Annotated in this window: 16 protein-coding genes; 6 read left to right on the top strand and 10 right to left on the bottom strand. The window is 72.3% G+C overall.

Annotation, left to right across the window (positions count from 1 at the left end; genetic code table 11):
* The first annotated feature begins 96 nt into the window (after window positions 1-96).
* A complete protein-coding gene (locus AB0B68_RS00395; protein ID WP_357257103.1) occupies window positions 97-2,085 on the top strand; it encodes a biotin carboxylase N-terminal domain-containing protein in 1,989 nt (662 codons plus the stop codon).
* Window positions 2,082-3,245 carry an acyl-CoA dehydrogenase gene (locus AB0B68_RS00390; protein ID WP_357199182.1) on the top strand — a complete coding sequence of 388 codons (1,164 nt, stop codon included), beginning with the start codon at window positions 2,082-2,084 and terminating at the stop codon, window positions 3,243-3,245. The genes AB0B68_RS00395 and AB0B68_RS00390 overlap by 4 nt, the downstream gene beginning before the upstream one ends.
* A 27-nt stretch (window positions 3,246-3,272) precedes the next feature.
* On the opposite strand, the gene AB0B68_RS00385 is transcribed toward AB0B68_RS00390, so the two are convergent.
* The gene (locus AB0B68_RS00385) at window positions 3,273-4,478 is read right to left on the bottom strand and encodes a hypothetical protein (RefSeq protein WP_357257100.1); all 1,206 of its coding nucleotides are present in this window, start codon (window positions 4,476-4,478) and stop codon (window positions 3,273-3,275) included.
* Complete coding sequence (locus AB0B68_RS00380) at window positions 4,475-5,416, bottom strand: transporter substrate-binding domain-containing protein (RefSeq protein WP_357201211.1); 942 nt, start codon at window positions 5,414-5,416, stop codon at window positions 4,475-4,477. The genes AB0B68_RS00385 and AB0B68_RS00380 overlap by 4 nt, the downstream gene beginning before the upstream one ends.
* A gap of 168 nt (window positions 5,417-5,584) precedes the next feature.
* Between AB0B68_RS00380 and AB0B68_RS00375 the strand changes: the two genes are divergently transcribed.
* Complete coding sequence (locus AB0B68_RS00375; protein ID WP_357201214.1) at window positions 5,585-5,926, top strand: hypothetical protein; 342 nt, start codon at window positions 5,585-5,587, stop codon at window positions 5,924-5,926.
* On the opposite strand, the gene AB0B68_RS00370 is transcribed toward AB0B68_RS00375, so the two are convergent.
* From AB0B68_RS00370 to AB0B68_RS00340, 7 genes are all read right to left on the bottom strand, one after another.
* Window positions 5,913-7,409, bottom strand: coding sequence for a serine/threonine-protein kinase (locus tag AB0B68_RS00370; RefSeq protein ID WP_357201217.1), 1,497 nt, complete (start codon window positions 7,407-7,409; stop codon window positions 5,913-5,915). The two genes, AB0B68_RS00375 and AB0B68_RS00370, sit on opposite strands and share 14 nt — an antisense overlap.
* 30 nt (window positions 7,410-7,439) lie before the next feature.
* Complete coding sequence (locus tag AB0B68_RS00365) at window positions 7,440-7,943, bottom strand: hypothetical protein (RefSeq protein WP_357201220.1); 504 nt, start codon at window positions 7,941-7,943, stop codon at window positions 7,440-7,442.
* A gap of 199 nt (window positions 7,944-8,142) precedes the next feature.
* On the bottom strand, window positions 8,143-11,769 hold the full coding sequence (locus AB0B68_RS00360) for an adenylate/guanylate cyclase domain-containing protein (protein WP_357201223.1): 3,627 nt from the start codon (window positions 11,767-11,769) through the stop codon (window positions 8,143-8,145).
* Window positions 11,766-12,602 carry an MBL fold metallo-hydrolase gene (locus AB0B68_RS00355; protein WP_357257097.1) on the bottom strand — a complete coding sequence of 279 codons (837 nt, stop codon included), beginning with the start codon at window positions 12,600-12,602 and terminating at the stop codon, window positions 11,766-11,768. Before AB0B68_RS00355 ends, AB0B68_RS00360 begins: the two co-directional genes overlap by 4 nt.
* A 123-nt stretch (window positions 12,603-12,725) precedes the next feature.
* Window positions 12,726-13,187: a RidA family protein gene (locus tag AB0B68_RS00350; protein WP_355006000.1), complete on the bottom strand. Its 462-nt coding sequence runs from the start codon at window positions 13,185-13,187 to the stop codon at window positions 12,726-12,728.
* Complete coding sequence (locus AB0B68_RS00345) at window positions 13,184-13,339, bottom strand: DUF4177 domain-containing protein (RefSeq protein WP_007466198.1); 156 nt, start codon at window positions 13,337-13,339, stop codon at window positions 13,184-13,186. Before AB0B68_RS00345 ends, AB0B68_RS00350 begins: the two co-directional genes overlap by 4 nt.
* 44 nt (window positions 13,340-13,383) lie before the next feature.
* Window positions 13,384-13,866 (bottom strand): hypothetical protein, encoded by a 483-nt coding sequence (locus tag AB0B68_RS00340; RefSeq protein ID WP_357257093.1) that lies wholly within the window; start codon window positions 13,864-13,866, stop codon window positions 13,384-13,386.
* A 608-nt stretch (window positions 13,867-14,474) separates the two neighbouring features.
* Between AB0B68_RS00340 and AB0B68_RS00335 the strand changes: the two genes are divergently transcribed.
* Genes AB0B68_RS00335 through AB0B68_RS00325 form a run of 3 tightly spaced genes read left to right on the top strand, consistent with a single transcriptional unit; the run spans window position 14,475 to window position 17,265 of the window.
* Window positions 14,475-15,056 (top strand): hypothetical protein, encoded by a 582-nt coding sequence (locus tag AB0B68_RS00335; protein ID WP_357257504.1) that lies wholly within the window; start codon window positions 14,475-14,477, stop codon window positions 15,054-15,056.
* Between the two features lie 26 nt (window positions 15,057-15,082).
* Window positions 15,083-16,060: an ArsA-related P-loop ATPase gene (locus AB0B68_RS00330; RefSeq protein ID WP_357257090.1), complete on the top strand. Its 978-nt coding sequence runs from the start codon at window positions 15,083-15,085 to the stop codon at window positions 16,058-16,060.
* A 53-nt stretch (window positions 16,061-16,113) separates the two neighbouring features.
* Entirely contained in the window at window positions 16,114-17,265 is a 1,152-nt protein-coding gene (locus AB0B68_RS00325; protein WP_357201234.1) for an ArsA-related P-loop ATPase, read from the top strand.
* Window positions 17,266-17,271: 6 nt separating this feature from the next.
* Here the strand turns inward: AB0B68_RS00325 and AB0B68_RS00320 are convergent, their stop codons facing one another.
* On the bottom strand, window positions 17,272-17,592 hold the full coding sequence (locus AB0B68_RS00320) for a WhiB family transcriptional regulator (RefSeq protein ID WP_030328078.1): 321 nt from the start codon (window positions 17,590-17,592) through the stop codon (window positions 17,272-17,274).
* Window positions 17,593-17,847: the final 255 nt, after the last annotated feature.

The raw sequence follows: 17,847 nt of genomic DNA, 5'->3' as shown, positions 1-17,847 counted from the left end.
TCCCGCAGTCGCGAATAAAAGGCAGGCACCGTGAGCGCGAGGAACGCAGCGAAGCGGAGTCCCGCAGTCGCGAACGAAAGGCAGGCTCAGGCCATCATGATCAACAGACTGCTCGTGGCCAACCGGGGCGAGATCGCCCGTCGGGTCTTCGCCACCTGCCGCGCAGTGGGCGTGCAGACCGTTGCCGTGCACTCGGACGCGGACGCCGACGCGCCGTTCGTGGCCGAGGCCGACCAGGCCGTACGCCTGCCAGGGAGAACGCCTGCCGAGACGTACCTGCGGGTCGATCTGATCCTGGACGCGGCCCGGCGCAGCGGCGCGGACGCCGTCCACCCCGGTTACGGGTTCCTCGCCGAGAACGCCGAGTTCGCGGCGGCGGTGACCGACGCCGGTCTGACCTGGGTCGGCCCGCCGGCCAAGGTGATCGCTGCGATGGGCGACAAGCTGGCGGCGAAGGCGCTGCTCGCCGAGGCGGGCGTGCCGATGCTGCCGAGCTGGACCGATACCGACCGGATCACCGACTTTCCGGTGCTGGTGAAGGCCTCCGCCGGCGGTGGTGGCCGGGGCATGCGGATCGTCCGGACCGCCGACGAACTGGCCGAGGCCGTGGCCTCCGCGCGCCGCGAGGCGGCTGCCGCATTCGGCGACGGCACTGTCTTCATCGAGCGGTACGTCGAGCGCGGCCGGCACGTCGAGGTGCAGATCTTCGGTGACGCCCACGGTCGGGTGGTGGCGCTCGGCGACCGGGAGTGCTCGATCCAGCGGCGACACCAGAAGATCGTCGAGGAGGCGCCGGCGGTGGTGCCGGACCGGGTGCGGACGGCGTTGCACGAGGCGGCGGTGGCCGCCGGGCGTGCTGTCGACTACCTGGGCGCGGGCACTGTGGAGTTCCTGCTCGCCCCGGGCGGTGAGTTCTTCTTCCTGGAGATGAACACCCGCCTTCAGGTCGAGCACCCGGTCACCGAGTTGTGCACCGGTCTGGACTTGGTGGGTCTGCAACTGCTCGTCGCCGAGGGTGAGCCGTTGCCGGCGGCCCTGCCGGCGAGCGCCGGGCACGCGATCGAGGTGCGCCTCTGCGCCGAGGACGCGGCGGCGGGTTGGCGGCCGGCCACCGGGACCCTGCACCGGTTCAGCGTCGGCGATGTGGCGACCGAGTTCGGTGGGCTGGCCGGGCCGGGCCTGCGGCTCGACTCGGGTGTGCTGGCCGGCTCGGTGGTCGGGGTGCACTACGACTCGATGCTTGCGAAGTTGGTCGCCTGGGGTCGTACCCGCGCGGAGGCGACCCGGCTGCTGGCCAGCGCGTTGGCCCGGGCCGAGCTGCATGGGGTGACCACCAACCGGGATCTGCTGGTCCGGGTGCTGCGCAGCCCCGCGTTCGCCGCCGTGGAGATCGACACGGGTTTCCTGGACCGGCACCCGGAGGTCTTCACTCCGCTGCTGCCCGCCGACCGGCTGCCGGTCACCGCCCTCGCCGCGGCGCTGGCCACGGCCGCCCAGCGCCGGGCGACCGCACCGGTGCTCTCCGGGCTCCCCTCCGGCTGGCGCAACGTGCCCGCCGTTCCCCAGACCACCCGCTTTCTCGGGCCGGACGGCGACGAGATCGAGATCCGCTACCGGCTGGACCGGGTCGGCCGGCTCGCCGACTGGTCCAGCACGTCGGCGGCGCAGGAGTCGGCCGAGCGACCGACGGTGGCGCTGGTCGAGGCCACAGCCGACCGGGCGGTGCTCGACGTCGACGGGGTCCGCCGCGCGTACCGCGTACACCGGGTGGGGTCGGCTGTCTTCGTGGACGGCCCGGACGGGGCGGCGAGCCTGGCCGAGCTACCGCGTCTCCCGCTGCCCACCACGGCGGTGGCGGCCGGGTCGCTGCTCGCGCCGCTGCCCGGCGTGGTGACCCGGGTGCACGTCGAGGTCGGCCAGCGGGTCTCGGCCGGCGATCCGCTGCTCACGCTGGAAGCGATGAAGCTGGAACATCCCGTGCTCGCCCCGATCGACGGGGTGGTCGCCGAGTTGCCGGTGCCAACCGGCGGTCAGGTGAAGACGGGCGCCGTGTTGGCCGTTGTCGACGAAAAGGACCCCCGATGACCTTCGACCTCACCCCCGAGCAGGACCAGTTGCGCGACGCCGTGCGGGCGCTCGGCCGTCGGTACGGCCACTCCTACTTCGTCGAGAAGGCGAGGGCCGGCGAACACACCACCGAACTCTGGGCGGAGGCCGGACGGCTCGGCTACCTGGGGGTAAACATCCCCACCGAGTACGGCGGTGGAGGCGGCGGCATCACCGAGCTGGCCATCGTCTGCGAGGAGTTGGCGGCTGCGGGTTGCCCGCTGCTACTGCTGGTCGTCTCCCCCGCCATCGCGGCGACGGTGCTCAGTCGGCACGGCACCGAGGAGCAGCGCAAGCGGCACCTGCCGGGCCTCGCCGACGGCTCCCAGAAGATCGTCTTCGCGATCACCGAGCCGGAGGCCGGTTCCAACTTCCACCGGCTCGGCACCGTGGCTCGCCGCGACGGCGACGGTTGGCTGCTCAACGGCCGCAAGTGCTACATCTCCGGAGTCGACGAGGCCGGTCACGTGCTGGTGGTGGCCCGCACCGAGGATTCCTCCACCGGCAAGTTGAAGCCGGCGCTGTTCCTGGTGCCGACCGACGCGGCTGGGCTGACACGGTCCAAGTTGGACATGGAGATCGTGTCTCCGGAGAACCAGTTCCTGCTCTACCTGGACGACGTGCGGGTGCCCGCCGACGCGCTGCTGGGTGAGTCGTTGGACGCCGGGCTGCCGGCGCTCTTCGCCGGGCTCAACCCGGAGCGGATCACGGTGGCCGCGATGGGTGCCGGCACCGGTCGGTACGCCATCGAGCGGGCCAGTGAGTACACCGCCACCCGCAAGGTCTGGGGTGGCCGGAGCATCGGCTCGCACCAGGGGGTGTCGCATCCGCTGGCCCACGCGGCTGTGCAGGTGGAGCTGGCCCGCCTCATGATCCAGAAGGCGGCCACCCTGTACGACGCCGGCCGCGACCTGGAGGCCGGGGTGTCCGGCAACATGGCCAAGTACGCGGCCGGGGAGGCCGCCGCGCTGGCCGTGGACACCGCCGTACAGGTGCTCGGCGGGGCCGGAATGACCACCGAGTACGGGGTGGCGACCCTGCTCGGCGCGGTCCGGGCCGGCCGGATCGCCCCGGTCAGCCGCGAGATGATCCTCAACTTCGTGGCCCAACACGTCCTCGGCCAGGACAAGTCCTACTGACGGCGCGCTGGGCGGGCGGGGCGGGGTTCAGGCCGGGGTACGGCAGGCGGCGTCGATGCGGTGGACCGGGCGAACCCGCCGACCCATGCCCTCCAACAGCGAATCCTCGACGTGGAAGTCGTGGATGCGCAGTTGGTGGCGAGGCAACTCCTCCTCGCTCGGGCAGAGCACCTGGGCGCGGACCAGACCGACCGGAACGTACCGGACCCCGCCCCGTTCCTGAAGGATCACCATGTTGACGTCGTCGGTGGTGACCACGTGCCCGCGAACGTCCTCGGTGGGTCCACTCTCCGCGCCCACCGTGGTGACGGTCAGCGGCAGCACCGGTGTGGTGATCACCGGCACCGCAGCCCAGACCAGGGTGGCGAGCACCGCCACCTCGGTCACCGACGCCAGCGGCCGGATCACCAGGCCCGGCAGCGGCCCCGCGACGAAGAGCGCGAGCAGCGGGGGCACCACGATGAGCGCCAGCACCAGCCACTCGTCGCCCTGCCGCATCGCGTCGCGCATCGTGGGCAGCATCAGCCAGCCGTACCCGGCGAGCAGCGCGCCGATCAGCAGCAACCGGGGCGCGACCCGCTCGTGCAGCCGCGCCGGGCTCAGTTGGAACGCGGCCACGAACGCCGGCAGCAGCAACGGCAGATAGAGCAACGGCCAGGTGATCAGGGCGAGCAGGAAGCTGGCCAGCACGACCCAGGCCGGGGTGATGTCGGCCCAGCGGGCGAAGAGCGGGCGGCGACGGGTGCCGGGCGGAAGCCGGTCCGCGCTGACGGCCAGTACCGCGCCGAGCGCGAAGACGGCGACCAACCCGGTGGAGAGCAGCCGCGCCGCCGTGGTCAGGAAACCGGCGAGCAGGTTCACCGGCCCGACGTTGGCCACCAGCAGCAGCGTGGTCTGGAGCTCCCCGCCGGCCTCCACGCCGAGGCGGAGCACCGAGAAGATCGCCGGCACGCCCACCACCGCCGTCCAGAACGACTGGCTGGCGCGGGCACGCCGCTCGGCTGGATCCCAGCGGACCCGCCCAGGCTCAACCGCGGCGACGACCGGTTCGGCCGGTTCGGCGACCGGCACCGCGGCCGGCCAGGCAACGTCACCTTCCGCGCCGACCGGACGATCGACGGCCGGCGGCGCTGCGGCCGTACCGTCGATCGGCGACGCGTCGCCGCCGGGCACTGACGTGCGGGGCGGCGGGACCGGCCCGTCGCCGCCGGTGGCGGTCGGCGCCGCGCTCACTTCGCGGGCGCCTTGTCGTCGAAGTCGACCAGCTTCGGCACCTCCAGCGGCTGCGGCTGGCGCTTCTCGGCCTTCAGCCAGGGGCCCAGGGTCCGGTTGTACGCGGTCTGCCAGGGGCTGGCATCTCCGTCGCGGCCCTGTACGTAGCTCTTCTGTAGGAAGAACGCGACCAGGTCGCGCAGTGCGGGATCACCGATCGGCACGCCGATGCCCAGCAACTCGCTGGTGCCGAACGGCATGTCCACGAGCTCGAACTCCTTCGGGAAGCTGGCCAGGAAACCGGCGAGGATCGACTCGTCGGAGCTGACCGCGTCGTACCGCCCCTTCCGGATGCCGTCGACGCAGTCGCCGACGTCCTTGACTACGAATGTCCTGACCTGGTGCTTCTCCAACTCGGCCTCGGTGGTGGAGCCGCCGCTCGTGCAGACCTTGTACGCCGGGTCGCGCAGATCCTCGATGGTGCGGATCCTGTCCTTGAGTCGGATCGGCACCATCACCTCCTGCGTGGTGACGAAGTACGGTCCGGCGAAGCTGACCAGCTGCTTACGGTCCTCCGTCATGGAGAAGCTGGACACCACCAGGTCGACGGTGCCACCTTGCAGCGACGGGATACGGTCCTCGGTCGCGACCGAGACGAACTCCAGCCGCTGGTCCCCCTCGTAGCCGAGGGAGGCCGCGATGTACCGGGCGATCTCGACGTCGAACCCGACGTGCTGGCCGTTTCGCAACTCACCCATCAGCGGCTCGTTGGTGGCGACACCGATCCGCAGCTTCGACTGACCGTAGATGTGCGTCTCGCGCATCTTCTCCTGCACGGAGGGCAGGTCCGGCTCCTTGCGGCTGTCGCAACCGGCCGCGGCGGCGAGCACGAGGGTGAGAGCGACCGCCAGCGTCGACGCGATCGAGCGGAGCCGGGACTGCGAACTGCCTGAGTTCATGGGCGACCTCGCTACCGGAAGGGCCTGCGGAACACCGAGAGTAGCGGTTCTTGTCCAATCCGTGTGCACGCGGTGGACCCTGTCGAATGGACGGCTCGGATCGACGTCGATCGGCGCGGCGGTCGGCTCTGCGGTTGACAGCCGGCCAGGTCGCGACATGCTGGACACGTGAGCCGATTGTCCAGACCCGATGCGCGCACGGTGGCGGTGCTCGCGGCGCTGGGAGCCCTTGCGCCGCTGGTCATGCTGGTCGTGTGGCGCCGACAGGACCTCCTCGGCGTGGTTCTCGCGCTGCTCTGCGTGCTAATGACCATGGTCGCCGGGGTCGCGGTCTCGGCCGCCCGTCAGGTCGACGATCCGGAGCCGGCGGACCGGTCGGCAGCTTTCGGGCCGCCCGAGCTGATGCCGTACGGGATCGACGCGGACACCCTCGATGCCCTCGACCCCAGGGACGCGTTGCGTGCGGTGCGTGACCGCCGACGCGGGTCGGACGGGCTCAGCGGCCGGTGAGCGTGGGCGCGGTGAGCGCGTCCACGCCGCGCCCCGCCAGACACCGGTAGGTCCGGTCAATGCTGCCGTCGATCGGCGGTAGCACCTCCAGGTGCCAGCCGGTCGCCTCACCGATCCCGGTGGTCAACCGGAACGTCGTGGCGCTGCACACCTGCCGCACCGGCTCGGCGGCGGTCACCTCGTCGTAGTCGGCGCCGACCAGCGACACCGGCAGGATGCCCTCGGCGTACGTCTCCCAGGTGTGTCGGCCGGCGCAGGACAGCCGAGCCGCCTCGGCGCGGCTGCCGCGGATCCGCATCGGGCCGAAACACTCCAGCTCGGGCAGGCACCGGGCCCCCTCGGGCAGGGCGGTGGGCGCACCGGTGCCGGTGGAGCAGCCGGGCAGCGGCCCGGTCGCCGGTGCGGCGATCTGGGTGGCCGACGGGTACGGGGTGGTTGGCGGTGCCCGGTCGGCGACCCAGGCACCGGCGGTCGCGGAGGCGGCGAGCGCGAGCACCCCGGCACCGCCGAAGAGCCAGCGCCGCCAACGCCGACCGGTGGGGTCCGCCCGCTGAGTGTCCTCGATGGGCGATCGGGGCACCGGCTGGCTGGCCGCGTACGGGCCGGAGAGCGTCGCGGCACCGCTGACCGGAGCGCCGCTGACGGGTGCCGCCGGCGAGCCGAGTGGCAGGTTGTTGAGCAGGTCGTGCAACTCCAGGGCAGAGGGACGCTCGCCCGGATCGTTGGCCATGCCGACACGCAGCACGTCGATCAGCTCGTCCGGCACCCCGGGCAGCGAGGGGAGCGGCTGGTTGAACATCTCCAGCACGGTGACCAGGCTCGGGTTGCGCTCGGACTGCCAGCGCGGCGGCCGGCCGTGCATCACCGCGTAGAGGGTGGCGCAGAGCGCGTACACGTCGACGGCCGGGGACGGCGGGCTGTGGCTGAACATCTCCGGCGGCGCGTACGCCGGGGTGAGCACCTCCAGGGTGACCGAGGCGTCCCGGTGCTCGGCGAGGACGGCGAGCCCGAAGTCGGCGAGCACCGCCGAGTTGAAGTGCGAGTGGAGGATGTTCGCCGGTTTCACGTCCCGATGCAGCACCCCGGCGGCGTGCGAGTGGGCCAGCGCGTCCGCGATCTTGATGCCGAGGTCGCGGGCCTCCACCGGGCCGAGCGGTGAGGTGCGCATCCGTTCGGCGTACGAGCCGTCGCAGAGCTCCATGATCAGGTAGGGGTGCTGATCGACTGTGACCCCGACGTCGAAGAGGTCCACCACGTGCGGGTGGGACGACATCCGACCGGCCGCCCGCGCCTCGCGCAGGAAGCGGGCCTGATCGCGCTCGCTGTCCAGCGTCCGGTTCTCCACTTTGACGGCGACCTCGCGACCCACGGAGATCTGGGTGGCCCGGTAGACGGTCGCGTACCCGCCCCGGGCAAAGACCCGCAAATCAGTCAGGCCGGGCACGATCGGCACTGGCACGCCGCCGGTCGGGGTGTCGGTCACCGCTCGAAAATACCCAACCCGACCGATGGCTCAGCGCACCGCGTCCGCCGGAGCCGCACCGGCGGGACCGGTACCCTCCTCGGCGACCGCAGTCGTCCCGGCACCCTCGGACGATCCGACCCCGCCGGCCGGGGTTCCCCGCCGGGCGTCCAGACGCAGGCCGACGGCGGTGGCCACGGCGCCCAGCCCTTCCCACGCCGCCACCCCGAAGAACCGGTCGGGAGCTATGTCGGCCAGCACCGCGATGGTGAACACGGTGAACGTGACCAGCCGGAAGACCACCGTGAACCGGTAGAACGCCCGCCACTCGGTCACCGTGGCGAGCAGGTAGTAGACGCCCATGTTGAAGGCCGCCATCGAGGACGCCAGCAGGAACGTCCCGGTGTGATCACCGACGGCCCGCGTCGCCGGCACCTCGAACCCGAGCATGCGCAGCTGCGCCTCCGGCCAGAGCAGCCCGACCGCGCCCATCACCAGCGCCAACACGCCGAAGACCGCGATGGTCCAGCCCGCGATGGATCGCGGCAGCTTCATGAAGGGCCTCCCCAGGCACGGCGAGGGTCACCACTGTGGACCCGTACGCGGTGGTGACACGCTAGCCGCTCCCCCCGACCACCACATCCCCAGAACCGGCAGAACCGGCACCCCCCGGGGTCGCGTTGATCAAGAGCTTTCGGTCACCGGCGGGCCGGAATCTGACCGAAACCTCTTGATCAACAGCAGTGGGCGGAGGTCAGACCAGGGCGGACAGGCGGGTTTGCAGGGCGTCGGCTGCCGCTCGTTCGCTGCGCTGCTCGGTGGCGTACGCCAGGCGAACGGCCTCCTGCGCGCAGGACAGCGCCTCCGCCGGACGACCGCAGGCAGCCAACGCCTCGGCCAGCACACTCGCCGCGATCACCTGGCTGCGCACGTCCTCGGCCGGCGCGGTGACCGCCCGACGAGCCCAGTCCAACGCCTGCTCCCGCTGACCGTGAGCGAGCAGCGCCGCAGCGTACTGAGCCATCGTCTGACGACGGGAGAACAACAGCGAGGGTGCGTTCGCGGCGGCAGTGGCCACCGGGGCGAGCAGCCCGACCGCTGTCGCCGAGTCGCCGGCGGCGAGACGGGCCGTCGCCAGCAACACCCGGGGCGCCACCTGCGCCGGGGCCTGCGGGTTGTGCGGCTCCACGGCGGTCAGCACCGCGCGGGCCACCCGCTCGGCCGTCTCGCAGTCGCCCATGTCCAACGCGACGAAGCCGCGCAGCGTGCCGGCCATTCCGGTGAGCAGCGGGTGCGAGGTGCGCTCCGCGTACGCCAGGGCGTCGGTGAGCAGGTCCGCAGCGTGCTCCGGCTCGCCCAGGCCGCGCGCCACCACCGCCCGGACCACCAGGGCGAACCCGCGCCCCCAGTCGTCGGACGCGGCGGCGAACTCCCGGTACGCCCGCCGGGCCTCCCGGTCCGCCTCGGCCAGGTCCCCCAGCTCGGCAGTGGCGAACGCCGCCACCGCCCGCAGCGTGCCCACGGCCCACGCCTCACCGACCCGCTCGCCGAACGGCAGGAACACCTGCGCCATCCGACACGCCTCGCGCAGCCGGCCGGCGAGCAGCCGGGCGAACGCCGTGGTGCCGCGCAGCCAGGCCCGCCCGTACGGGTCCTTCAATTCGGCGAAGAGTCGGGCGGCCCGGCCGAGCACCGCGTCGGTCCCGGCGAAGTCACCCCGGGTGGTGGTCACCCAGGCCAGGTTCTGCAGGGACCACGCCTGCCCGCGTCGATCCTGCGCACCGAGGCTGACCTGGTACGCGGCCGCCAACCGGCTGCTCGCCTGACTCAGCCGCCCCGCCACGAAGTCGGCCATGCCGAGCCGGCGCATCGCCGTGGCACGCTGCGTGGGCAGTCGGCCTTCGGTGGCCACCTGCAACGCCTCCTGCCAGGCGGTCACCGCCCGGCCCTGATCGCCGAGGGTCTCCTGGGCCTGCCCCGCCAGCAGGAGAGCACTGACCCGGGTGACCTCGTCCCCCGCGTTCGCGGCGATCTTCTCGGCGTACGCCAACGCGTCGGCGACCCGGCCGACCTGGAGCAACGCCCGCGCGTGCACCACCCGGTCGGCTGCCGGCACCCCGTCGCGGGCCAGTTCGGTGGCGCGCTCGGCGTACTCGACGGCCATGGCCGGCTCACCGGCGGAGAGCGACCGGCGGGCGGCCCGTCCGAGCGCGGCCACGCCGAGCGGAACCACCGCACGGGCCGGCGCGTCCGGGCGCAGCTTCACCGCGTCGGCGAGCGTGGCGGCCCGCTCGACGTGCATCGCCACGAAGTCGTCCCGGGCCTCGTCGGTGAACCCGCCGACAGTGCTGACGGTGGCCTCGTCGGCCGGCGCCGCCCACCGGGCCAGCGCGGCGTGCCGCTCGGCCAACTCGGCCTTGCTCACCCCGGCGTACGCGGCCTCCCGCATGAGCGGCGTCGCGAACGAGTAGCCGGTACGAGAACGGTGCAGCATGCGGCGTTGCAGCAACTCCTCGACCGCCCGGTCGAGCTCGACGGCGACCACTGCCGACGGCCTGCCGTCGCGGCCACCGCGCAGCTCCCGCATCGCCTCCAGCGCGCCGGTCGGCACCGTGTCACCGGTGACCGCCGCGTCGCGCAGCACCGACCGGGCGTCCGGCGGCAACGCGTCGATTCGGGCCGCGAGCACGGCGGCGAGGTCCCGGGAGAGCAGCCGGCTGCCCAGCGACCCCGGCACCAACCGCCAGCCGTTCGCCCCACTCTGGTCCCGATCGCCGGAGCCTGGCCGGTCAGCGGCGGCACGGACAGATTCCGTGGTCAGCGCGCCCCGTTCGATAAGCAGGGTGACCAGCTCAGCCAGGTAGAACGGATTGCCCTGCGCGGTGGCGAGCAACCGGTCGGTGTCGGCCTGCGGCAGCTTGCCGCCGCCGAGGTAAGTCGTGAGCAGCCGGGCCGCGTCGGCACCGCGCAGCGGCGGCAGCGAGTGCACCTCGGCGTCCGCGACCCGGGTCAGCGCCCCAGCGGTACGCACCAACTCGGGGCGGCCGAGCAGCAGCACCAGCACCGGGCCGGTGAGCTTGGACAGGGTCAACCCGAGGACCTTGATCGTCTCGGCGGTGGCATCGTGCAGGTCGTCCACCACGATCACCAGCGGCGCCTCCGAGGCGAGCCCACTGAGCAGATCGGCGACCGCGTTCGGCACCACCTCGGCGTCTGCGGCCGGAGTGCCCGAGCCGCCCCACTCGCCGCTGTCGCCGCCGGTGTGCGCCGGGAGTTCGGCGTAGCCGAGCAGGGCCAGCAGCTGCTCCGTGGCGATCGGCGGTGTCTCCGCACCGGAGCGGGCGAGCCGCTGCCCGAGCCGGCGCAGCCGCTCCTCGACCGCCGGGCGGGTCAACGCGGTGGACGCGTCGCTGGGCAGACCGACGGCGGCCCGCACCAGATCGGCCAGGGGCGCGAGCCGTCGCCGCTCCCCGAACGCGGCACAGCGCACCGAGAGCACCCGGGCCCCGGTGTGCGCCGCGTACCGGCCGGCACCGACGTCGTAACCGGCGGCGAGGCGTTCCACCTCGGCGGCGAACCGGGACTTGCCGATGCCCGCCTCGGCGGTCATCAACAGCACCCGCGGGTCGCCCTGGTCGATCACCTCGGCGAGCCGGCCGGCGACCCGGCCGATCTCCGTCTCCCGGCCGACGTACGGCGCCTCGTCGCCGAGCCCCGAGCGGGTGCCCGGCGCGTCCAGCAGACCCAGCAGCTCGTACGCCTCGACCGGCTCACGCTTGCCCTTGAGCCGCAGCGGGCGCAGCGCCCGCCAGGAGGAGACGTGCCTGGTGGCCGCAGCGGTGCGTCCACCGGCGTAGACGGCCCCGACGGCGGCGGCGTCGGCGAGCCGGGCCGCTGTGTTCACAGTGTCGCCGATGACCGTGTATTCGATTGCGGCCTGGATGCCCGCGATGACGTCGCCGGTGTTCAGCCCGACCCGCAGCCCGAGCGGCGCGCCGCCGCCCCGCTCGTCGTCGAGCACCCGGCGGACGGCCCGTTGCATGGACAGAGCGGCCCGGACGGCGCGTTCGGCGTCGTCCTCGTGCGCCACCGGGGCACCGAAGACCGCCATGATGCCGTCACCGGTCAGCTTGTCGACGTGCCCGCCGAACGTCTTCACGGCACCGGCGAGGGCGGCGAGCACCCGGTCGGTGACGGCGCCGACGCGCTCCGGGTCGAGATCCTCCGACCAGGAGGTGAACTCGGAGAGGTCGCCGAAGAGCACCGTCACCACCCGGCGCTCGGCTGCCGGCAACGTGGCGGCGGCCGGCAGCGCGGCGCCACAGTTGTGGCAGAACCGCGCACCGGGAACGGCAACGGTTCCACACACGGGGCAGGTCACATGTGCTCCAACCCACTGACCCCGGGCGCGGATTCCCCGGTGTCGACGCCCAGATACTCCAACTGGGCCCGGACCGACCATTCGGCCGCCCACCAGAGTGAGCGGTCGACGTCCGCGTAGACCGTCGCCACCACGTCGGCGGGGGTGTGGGCGCCGGCGGCGACCGCCGCCCGGACCTGGTCGAGCCGGGCCCGGCGGTGGGCGAGGTAGAAGTCGGCGGCGGCGGCGCAGTCGGCCAGCGCCGGGCCGTGTCCCGGCAGCGCCGGGATTCCCCGGTACGCGGACAGCAGCTCCAGGCTGCTCAGATAGTCACCGAGGTGACCGTCGGGATGGGCGACCACGGTGGTGCCCCGGCCGAGGATGGTGTCACCGGTGAGCACCACCCGCTCGTCGCCGTGCTCGACCAGGAAGCAGACCGAGTCGGCGGTGTGCCCTGGCGTCTGCAACAGCCTGATGTGCAGACCGAAGCCGCCGAAGTGCTCGCCCGGCTCGGTCAGCGGCTCACCACCGATGGTGTGCGCCGGGTCGGCGGCGAGCACGTGCACGCCGCCGAGCAGCTCACTCAGCCGGGCCGCGCCCTCGGTGTGGTCGGGGTGGCCGTGGGTGATCAGGATCAGCCCGACCGGGCCGTGCTCGGCGATCCGGGTCAGGTGCCCCTCGTCCGCCGGCCCCGGGTCGACAACGATGCCGGACTCGGCCGCCGGGGCGCGCAGCACCCAGGTGTTGGTGCCGTCGAGGGTCATCGGCCCCGGGTTCGGCGCACGCAGCAGTGAAACCCAGCGGGGCAACTCGTCGGCAAGCGCCGCCACCGCCCCCGTCACGTGCCCGCTCATGGCTGCGATCGTACGACCCCGCTCGCCACACCCCACGATCTTGCACTTGCGGCCCCTGATTCATCCCCGTTCAGGGCTTTCGTCCGGGCAGAAAGTGCAAGATCGGGGGGCGATGGGGACGCGTCAGGCGACCTCGACGATCAGCTCGATCTCCACCGGGGCGTCCAGGGGCAACTCGGCCACGCCCACCGCGCTGCGCGCGTGCCGGCCGGCCTCCCCGAAGACGGTGCCGAACAGATCCGAGGCACCGTTGATCACGGCGGGCTGACCGGTGAAGCCGGGCGCGGAGGCCACGAACCCGGTCACCTTGACCACCTTGACCACGTTCTCCAGGCCGACCAGCGAGTCGACAGCGGCCAGCGCGTTGAGCCCGCACCGCTGGGCCAGATCCTTCGCCTGCTCGGCGGAGATCCCGGCGCCGACCTTGCCGGTCGCCAGCAACTTGCCCTCGGCCATCGGCAACTGGCCGGAAACGTACACGTGCTGCCCGGACTGCACGGCCGGGACGTAACTGGCTACCGGCGGCACGACCTCGGGCAGTTCGAGACCCAGCTCGGCGAGCTTCGCGTGCGGACCGTTGCTCACGCCTTGGGCCGCTTCAGGTAGGCGACCAGCTGGTCCGGGTTCGGGCCGGGGACCACGGCGACGAGCTCCCACCCGTCCTCGCCCCAGTTGTCGAGGATCTGCTTGGTCGCGTGGACCAGCAGCGGGACCGTGGAGTATTCCCACTTCTGCATCGCTGAAGGGCTCCCTCTCGGTGCGGAATTGTTCGAGGGACAGCCTACGGTCCGCTGGCCGGACGAGGTACGGGACGCTGCTCCGGCGCGGCCGGCAGCTCCCCGCAGCACCCTTCGTGCTCGTACCCCTGGGGGCAGCGGGACCGATCGGGCAGCAGCAGGTCACAGAAGACCCGGTGCCGGTTGTTCTGATCGTCGGCGTTGGAGACGGTGGTCTCGCCGGCGTCCAACTCGGGCAGGAAGCCAAGGGACACCGCGACCCGGCCAGCCAGCACTGTCGCCGCCGCCAGATTCGGCACCCGGATCGGCAGGTGGATGACGAAGCCCGGCTCGTCGTCCTCGCGGGTCCGCTCGGCGGACTGGCTCGGCACCCGGGCCGTCTCCGCCTGCTCCGGCATCCGGCGGTACGACCGTTCGTTGATCGGCTGGTTGGTGACCTGCCCGCCGGCCTCGACCACGGACCCGAGCCGGCGGGGCCGCTCGTTCGTCGGGAACTGGGTGCGAGGGATGTTGTCCGCGTCGCGCATGCACTGCCTCCGGTCGTACCTCTCGGACCATGCTTCCGGCCCGGACCCATTCGTCCGTTCCGGCCCCCGCACGGGGACGAAGGTAGGTCTGTGGCCGCGGTCCCGCCAACAGGACGCGCACAAGAGGTCATCAACAGTCACATATGCGACACACCGCAGGTCGGAGGCCCGACACCGAAACCGGCGCGGGTACCGCTCACCGGATCGCCGGCCCGCTCGACAGGCAGGGGCGACACCGATCCGGTCATCGACCGCTACCCTTCCGGTCGGACGGTCGCGCAGCGCCCGGCCGCCCGCTCGATCACGCTCGGCGCCAGGGGTGGCGGCGGGCGCCGCACCCCTGGGGGAACGACATGACCCACCCGCCCAGCGGCGACCAGGCCGGCACACCCGCCCACCCGCCGGCCCACCCGGATCCCGCCGGTCAGCCCGGCGCACCGACCATCCCCAGCCAGCCGACCCCCGCGCCGCCGCCCGGGCAGGTCGCTCTCCCCGCCTCGCCCGCTCAGCCGGCACTCCCCGCCGCCCCCACCTCACCGGCCTTCCCCGGGCAGCCGGCCCTCCCCGGGCAGATCGGCGGCCCCAGCCAGCCGGTCTTCCCCGGGCAACTGGGCGGCGCCGGGCAGCCGGAAGGGCCTGGCGGCCCCTCCTCGGCGGCCGCACCGACGCAGCCGGGTGCCCCGAACTCCTCGTCGATCCCTCCGGCCCCGCCGGCCTATCCGCCCTACCAGGGCACGCCCGCGCCGAAGAAGAAGCGCGGTCTGCTGATCGCGGCGATCGCCCTGGTCGTGATCATGGTGCTCTGCGTCGGGGGTGGCGTGGTGGCCTTCCTGACCCTGCGCGATGCCGAGACCGGCGAGGGTGCCAAGGAGCCGGCGGTCGCCGTCGACGAGTTCCTCACCGCGGTCTACAAGGATCGCGACGCGACCAAGGCGGCCGGTCACGTCTGCGCCGCTTCCCGCGACGACGACAAGATCGCCGCGAAGGTGGCCGAGGTGGAGAAGTACGCCTCCACCTATCAGAACCCGCGTTTCCGGTGGACCACCCCGAAGGTGGACAACCAGACCGGGGAACGGGCCACCGTCTCCACCCGGCTCACCATGACCACCGCCGACGAGAAGGTGGCCGACCAGGAGTTGCGCTTCACTGTGGTGCAGAAGACGGGTTGGTGGGTCTGCGAGGTCGCCTGACCGCCCAGCCTGGATAGGCTCGACGGGTGTGTGCAGCTGAGCGTCCGATCGACCCGGCCGGTACCGGGTGGCCCGCCCGTCTCCATGTGGTGACCGGCAAGGGCGGCACCGGTAAGACCAGCGTGGCGGCGGCGCTGGCCATGGCGCTCGCCGCCGGCGGCCGGCGCACCCTGCTGGTCGAGGTCGAGGGGCGGCAGGGCATCGCCCAACTGTTCGGCATCGAGCCGCTGCCCTACGAGGAACGTCACCTCGCCGACGCGCCGGACGGCGGTGAGGTGCGCGCGCTCGCCGTGGACGCCGAGGAGGCGTTGCTCGAGTACCTGGACATGTTCTACAAACTGGGCGCGGCGGGCCGGGCACTGCGCAAGCTCGGCGCCATCGACTTCGCCACCACCATCGCGCCCGGCCTGCGGGACGTCCTGCTCACCGGCAAGGTGAAGGAGGCCACCACCCGCAAGACCGGGCAGCGGCGCGCGTACGACGCGGTGGTGCTGGACGCCCCGCCGACCGGGCGGATCGGCCGGTTCCTCAACGTGACGGCGGAGACGGCCCGGCTGGCCAAGGTGGGCCCGATCAAGACCCAGAGCGAGGGGGTCGCCGCGCTGCTGCGGTCCCCGATGACAGCGGTGCACGTGGTCACGCTGCTGGAGGAGATGCCGATCCAGGAGACGGTCGACGCGATCGCCGACCTGACCGCCCTCGGCTTCGGCGTCGGAAAGGTACTCGTCAACGGAGTCCGACCGCCGCTGCCCGTCGGAGCGGCGGTCACCGCCGCCGAGTTGAAGCGCGGGCTGGTCGCCGCCGGGCTGCCGGCCGATCGGGACACCGTGGCCGGGTTGCACGATGAGGCGCGCGACCAGCTCATCCGGCGCGAACTGGAAGATTCGCTCCGCGCCGACCTGGTGGAGTTGGGGCTGCCGATGATCGAGCTGCCGTTGCTGCCCGACGGGGTGGATCGGGCGGGGCTCGCAACGCTGGCCCAGGCCCTCATCCGCGCCGAATGACTCACACCTGAGCGCAGCACGGGCGCGCGGACCCACCGGCCCGATACGCTCGATTGGTGCCTTCCGAAGACGCGGCGCCGCAGCTGGACGTCGACCAGATCCTCGCCGACCCAGGCGTGCGGATCGTCGTGTGCTGCGGTGCCGGCGGAGTGGGAAAGACGACCACGGCCGCGGCGCTGGCGCTGCGGGCCGCCGAGCACCACGGCCGACGCACTGTGGTGCTCACCATCGACCCGGCCCGCCGGCTGGCCCAGTCGCTGGGCCTGACCGAGCTGGACAACACCCCTCGCCAGGTCAAGGGGATCGACGTCGAGAGCAGCGGCGGCGAGTTGCACGCCATGATGCTGGACATGAAGCGCACCTTCGACGACGTGGTGTTGCAGCACACCGACCCGACGAAGGCCGCGGAGATCTTCGCGAACCCGTTCTACCAGGCGATGAGCTCGACCTTCGCCGGCACGCAGGAATACATGGCGATGGAGAAGCTGGGTCAGTTGCACGCCCGGGGCGAGTGGGACCTGATCGTGGTGGACACCCCACCGTCCCGCTCGGCACTGGACTTCCTGGATGCGCCGGCTCGGCTCTCCCGTTTCCTCGACGGCCGGATGCTGCGACTGCTGCTGGCTCCGGCGCGCAGCGGCGGGCGGAGCATGTTCAGCCTGGTCACGGCCTCGTTCGGGATGTTCTCGAAGGTGGTGCAGAAGGTGCTCGGCGCGCAGCTGCTCACCGACCTGTCCGGCTTCGTGGCGGCACTTGATTCGATGTTCGGTGGTTTCCGGCAGCGCGCCGAGCAGACGTACCGCATCCTCCAGGCTGGGGAGACGGCCTTTCTGCTGGTCGCGACGCCGGAGCCGGACGCGGTCCGGGAGGCCGCCTACTTCGCGGGCCGGCTGCGCGACGAGCGGATGCCGCTGGCCGGCCTGGTGCTCAACCGGGTGCACCGCCCGGCGGTCCCGGCGCTGGACGCCGAGCAGAGCCAGGTCGCCGCCGAGCGGCTGACCCAGCTGGGTGGGCATGAGGCCACCGCCGAGGTGTTGCGGGCGCACGCGGCGTTGGCTCGTCAGGCGGTACGCGAGCAGCAGGTCGCCGCGCGCTTCACGGAGGCCTTCCCGACTGTGCCGGCGGTTTCGGTCACGGCGCAGCCCGCCGACGTGCACGACGTCGACGGGCTACGGACGATCGGCGCGGCGATCAGCCGGTCGTGACCGGCGTCAGTTGGCCGCGCTGACGAGAATCTTGTCCTTGCCGGCCTTGTCCTTGCTGTTCTTCTTCATCGCGGCCTCGAACATCTTGCGCCAGCTCGTCACCTGGGGGTGACGACGCAGCAGCGCCCGCCGTTCGCGTTCGGTCATGCCGCCCCACACACCGAACTCGATCCGGTTGTCCAACGCGTCGGCCAGGCACTCGTACCGAACAGGGCAGCTCCGGCAGATCCGCTTCGCCACGTTCTGTTCGGCGCCCTGTACGAACAACGCGTCCGGGTCCCCGTTCTGACATGCCGCCAGTGACGGCCAGTCAGTGATCATGCCCATGTGTACACGTCCCCCCTTGCAGTACCTACCGACCTCGTCGATGCACGTCAGCCGGCAATTCCCCCCGATCGCCCGGCCTGCCTTCCCCAAGGCGGCGCGGACGACATCTGGCGCTGTCGCCGCCCCCATCATGCTCTGTAGTCGACTGATTACGCAACGTTGTCGGCGAAATCCATCATTTCGGACAGTCCCGGCTTCCCGGGCCTTCGACCGCCGGTTACCCCGCCGAGGTCAGCGATAACGCTGCGCCGCCTC

This window comes from Micromonospora sp. NPDC049049, assembly GCF_040649115.1.
Lineage (GTDB): Bacteria > Actinomycetota > Actinomycetes > Mycobacteriales > Micromonosporaceae > Micromonospora.
The sequence above is the reverse complement of the archived record's forward strand: the minus strand, read 5'-3'. Positions and strand labels throughout refer to the sequence as shown.